This window comes from Endozoicomonas atrinae (genome assembly GCF_001647025.1).
GTDB lineage: Bacteria > Pseudomonadota > Gammaproteobacteria > Pseudomonadales > Endozoicomonadaceae > Endozoicomonas > Endozoicomonas atrinae.
The window spans coordinates 1-3620 of sequence record NZ_LUKQ02000394.1; the positions used below are offsets into that span (position 1 = coordinate 1).

The 3620-nt window shown below is 48.6% G+C and carries 3 protein-coding genes and 2 pseudogenes; 2 read left to right on the top strand and 3 right to left on the bottom strand.

The window, feature by feature from the left end; genetic code table 11:
• A pseudogene (locus AK963_RS32595) lies at positions 1 to 176 on the top strand (IS256 family transposase); the annotation flags it as partial.
• A gap of 214 nt (positions 177 to 390) precedes the next feature.
• Here AK963_RS32595 and cysE read toward each other — a convergent pair.
• Together cysE and AK963_RS26825 are read right to left on the bottom strand one after the other, a co-directional pair.
• Entirely contained in the window at positions 391 to 1212 is an 822-nt protein-coding gene (cysE, locus tag AK963_RS26820) for a serine O-acetyltransferase (RefSeq protein ID WP_066018405.1), read from the bottom strand.
• A gap of 151 nt (positions 1213 to 1363) precedes the next feature.
• Positions 1364 to 2104, bottom strand: coding sequence for an RNA methyltransferase (locus tag AK963_RS26825; protein WP_066018406.1), 741 nt, complete (start codon positions 2102 to 2104; stop codon positions 1364 to 1366).
• 485 nt (positions 2105 to 2589) lie between these two features.
• On the opposite strand from AK963_RS26825, the gene AK963_RS26830 reads away from it, so the two are divergent.
• Entirely contained in the window at positions 2590 to 3408 is an 819-nt protein-coding gene (locus AK963_RS26830) for an inositol monophosphatase family protein (RefSeq protein WP_066018407.1), read from the top strand.
• Positions 3409 to 3430: 22 nt separating this feature from the next.
• On the opposite strand, the pseudogene AK963_RS36025 reads toward AK963_RS26830, so the two are convergent.
• Positions 3431 to 3620, bottom strand: a pseudogene (locus tag AK963_RS36025) (IS630 family transposase); the annotation flags it as partial.

Genomic DNA, 3620 nt, shown 5'->3' on the forward strand with positions numbered 1-3620 from the left:
GCGTCATTCGTAAGGCGATCAAGAACCGGAAGATTTTTCGGACTGATGAGTCAGTCATGAAGGTAATCTATCTGGCCATGGAAAAAGCTTCCGAGAAATGGACCATGCCGATCAGGAACTGGAAAGCAGCCATGAACCGGTTTGAAATTATGTTTCCTGACCGGTTCAAGGAGTAATAGTTTTGGTGGCGTTTACACAGAATTATTTACAGGCTTCATATAAAAGATAGGAACCATACTATAGAAAATAGTTATTCTTAATAATTTAAGAAAACACGCGCAGCCATTATTCAATGACCGCGCAATAACAGATACCTTTCATTGATAAGGTATCTGTTATCAGCTTCGCAGGATAAACCAAATTATTCAACATCCAGTAAAATAAACACTGCTACTCTGCAAGAACCTCTCTATTATCATCCTTAACCGCCTCGAAATCCTCCTTCTTTAACTCAGGCAATGGTCGCACCTTGCACTCAAGACCATTGTCTTTTAACACCTGGCACAAAGTATCAAAGCGGGAATCCACTTCATGAAGATGATCCAGCATGGCCGAAATGGCATGTGCGGTCGGGTCAGGCATTTCAGAAGTGACCGCATAGGCATCAAAGCCCATTTTTTCTGCCATCTTTTCTGCATTGGCATGACGACGCTCATCATTGCTGTCAGCAACCTCTGGCTTCTTCACAATCCTGCCAGGAATACCAACAACGGTTGCTCCAGGGGGCACTTCACGTACAACCACCGCATTTGACCCAACCCTGGCTCCCTCTCCGACAACAAATGGCCCAAGCACTTTTGCACCAGCACCGACAACAACGCCATTAGCCAACGTGGGGTGACGCTTGCCCTGATTAGCTGGATGCTCCTTACCCTTATTGGGTGAAGTACCACCCAACGTCACTCCATGATAGAGCGTAACATCATCATGGATTACCGCGGTTTCACCAATAACAACACCCATACCATGATCGATAAAAAAGCGTCGCCCGATGGTCGCTCCCGGGTGTATCTCAATACCGGTTAACCAGCGATTAAACGTTGAAAGCATGCGCCCCAACCAGAGAAAACCGGCCTTCCAGAGTTTATGCGATACCCTGTGCAGCAAAAGCGCATGCAGCCCGGGATAATTAGTAACCACCTCGAACGTGTTCCGGGCAGCTGGATCACGGGCCATTACCGTTTTGATGTCTTCTTTTATTCGCTCAAACATGGTCTACGCCTGTCTGTTATTATCCCTGCCTGATTGTGGGAAGGTCACATCAACCCAGCCCCCACAATCTTAAAAGCTTCTGACCAAGAACCAGCAAATCAATAATCCCAGAAGCTTGCATCACTGCTTTAAAAGCAAGCAGCTAACTTATTCATTCTTTTTCTTCCGAAGCAAGACATCGCTGAGTTTCTGACAGGATCCCCCGCAGAATACTCAGCTCAACACTATCAGGGCGAACCCGCCCATAAAGACGTCGCAATTTGGCCATAATCTTCTCGTGACTGCTGTGATCAAGAAAACCAATCTCCATCAACACCTGATACAGATGATCATAGTAACGCTCCATATCATCCATATTTGCCAACTCATGACTGCGGGGCTGGGGCATCTCAAGCGCATCAGCACTGATCAACTGCATCATGCGCAATTCGTAACAAAGTACCTGTACTGCAGCTCCAAGATTGAGTGAACTGAACGCTTCATTGGTTGGAATATGAACCTGCAGATGACAGCGTCTCAATTGCTCATTGGTCAGCCCCTTATCTTCCCGACCAAAAATCAGAGCAACCTTATGAGTCATTGCTTCATCAATGATACTCTGGGCACAGTCTCGAGGATCCACCAGCGGGAGAGACACGCCCCTCACTCGCGCACTGGTGCCAACCACAAACTGATAATCCGCAAGAGCCTCATCCAGCGTTTCACAGACCCTGGCATTTCTCAGGATATCGTCAGCTCCAGAGGCCAGTGCTGTTGCGGTGCCGGATGGAAAGTCATCCGGCGCGACCAGGCATAACTGGCTTAACCCCATGGTTTTCATGGCACGGGCAGCAGCCCCGATGTTACCGGGATGGGAAGGATTAACCAGTACAATGGAAATATTGTCGAGCACCGCAGGAATCTCTAGCTTTGTGTAGTATCAGCTCGTCAGTGTACCCAAATTACAGCCAATGCCAAGCCCAAGTAGCTGACCATATGAAATCAAATATTTCAGACTACCTGGCAGGTAGCTGTGTAAGGCCCCACGGAGGGAACACAGCCTCCTAGCCATGTGACCGTAGATGCAATAACAGCAAGTCCCGGAACAAAGAGTCAGAAGAATCCTGATTTCATCTGTTTAGCTACTTATAGTAAAACTACTGACCAGCGGAAGCATATGCTCCATTGCAAGTTAAGACGCATCCTGTCAGAATCCGCCCCCACTTTTTCGTAAAAATGTTGTCATCTCTACTGGATAAACATTTTTACACGCCGGATGGCTGCGCAGCTGATTGAGCGATAGCTCATACTCATCACTGCCAGGATACAATCGGATCTGCGAATCCGGTATAATTCCATCCCCATACGATCTTTCACATTTCAGATGTAATTAAGCCTATGCAACCGATGGTTAATATGGCGCTGCGTGCAGCGCGCCAGGCTGGCGAAATCATAGCCCGCGCCTACAAAGATCTCGATCACGTCAATGTCGAGTTCAAAAGCCGTAACGACTTTGTAACCGAGGTAGACAAGGCTGCCGAGAAAGCCATTATCGCTTCTCTGAGCAAAACCTACCCTGACCATGGATTCTACGGTGAAGAAAGCGGACACCGTGAAGGTAAAGGCGAAGGCAAAGATTACCTCTGGATCATCGACCCTCTCGACGGCACTACCAACTTCATCAACGGCATTCCTCATTTTGCGGTATCCATTGCCGTTCAATACCGTGGTCGTCTTGAACACGCCGTTATTCTCGACCCTCTCAAAGAGGAGGAGTACTGCGCCAGTCGTGGCCATGGTGCCACTCTGAACAGCAAGCGCATCCGCGTAGGCAATCGCAGAAACCTGGAAGGCGCACTGATCGGTACCGGCATTCCATTCATGAACCCAGGCATCAACCATCTGGACAGCTACCTGAACATGATGAGAACCCTGCTGGGCGATACCGCCGGCATTCGCCGTGCCGGCTCTGCAGCACTGGACCTGGCTTATGTTGCTGCCGGTCGCCTGGATGCGTTCTGGGAAATCGGCCTGCAGGATTATGATATGGCCGCAGGTGTCCTGATGATTCAGGAAGCTGGCGGACTGGTTGGCGACTTCAAAGGTGGTCACACCTACATGAAAAACAACCAGATCGTTGCCGGTAACAGCGGCTGCTTCAAAGAGATGCTGAAGCGTATCAGACCTTTCGTCACCGAAGGCATGTTCCGCTACTGATTATACCAATTGAATTTTCTAACTACTGTATAACTGCCCAATCACGGGAGCACAGACTGAACAGTCGACCAGCTTCGCTGCAAAGGTTATTCCAAGCTTCACAGCAACAATCTACAATATTTTCATAACCTGAAAATGCTTTGTTTGATAAGTCATGCTCCCGCATCCACTCCCATAGCCTTTCTGAGCTGTTTAACTCCGGTGCGAATGGT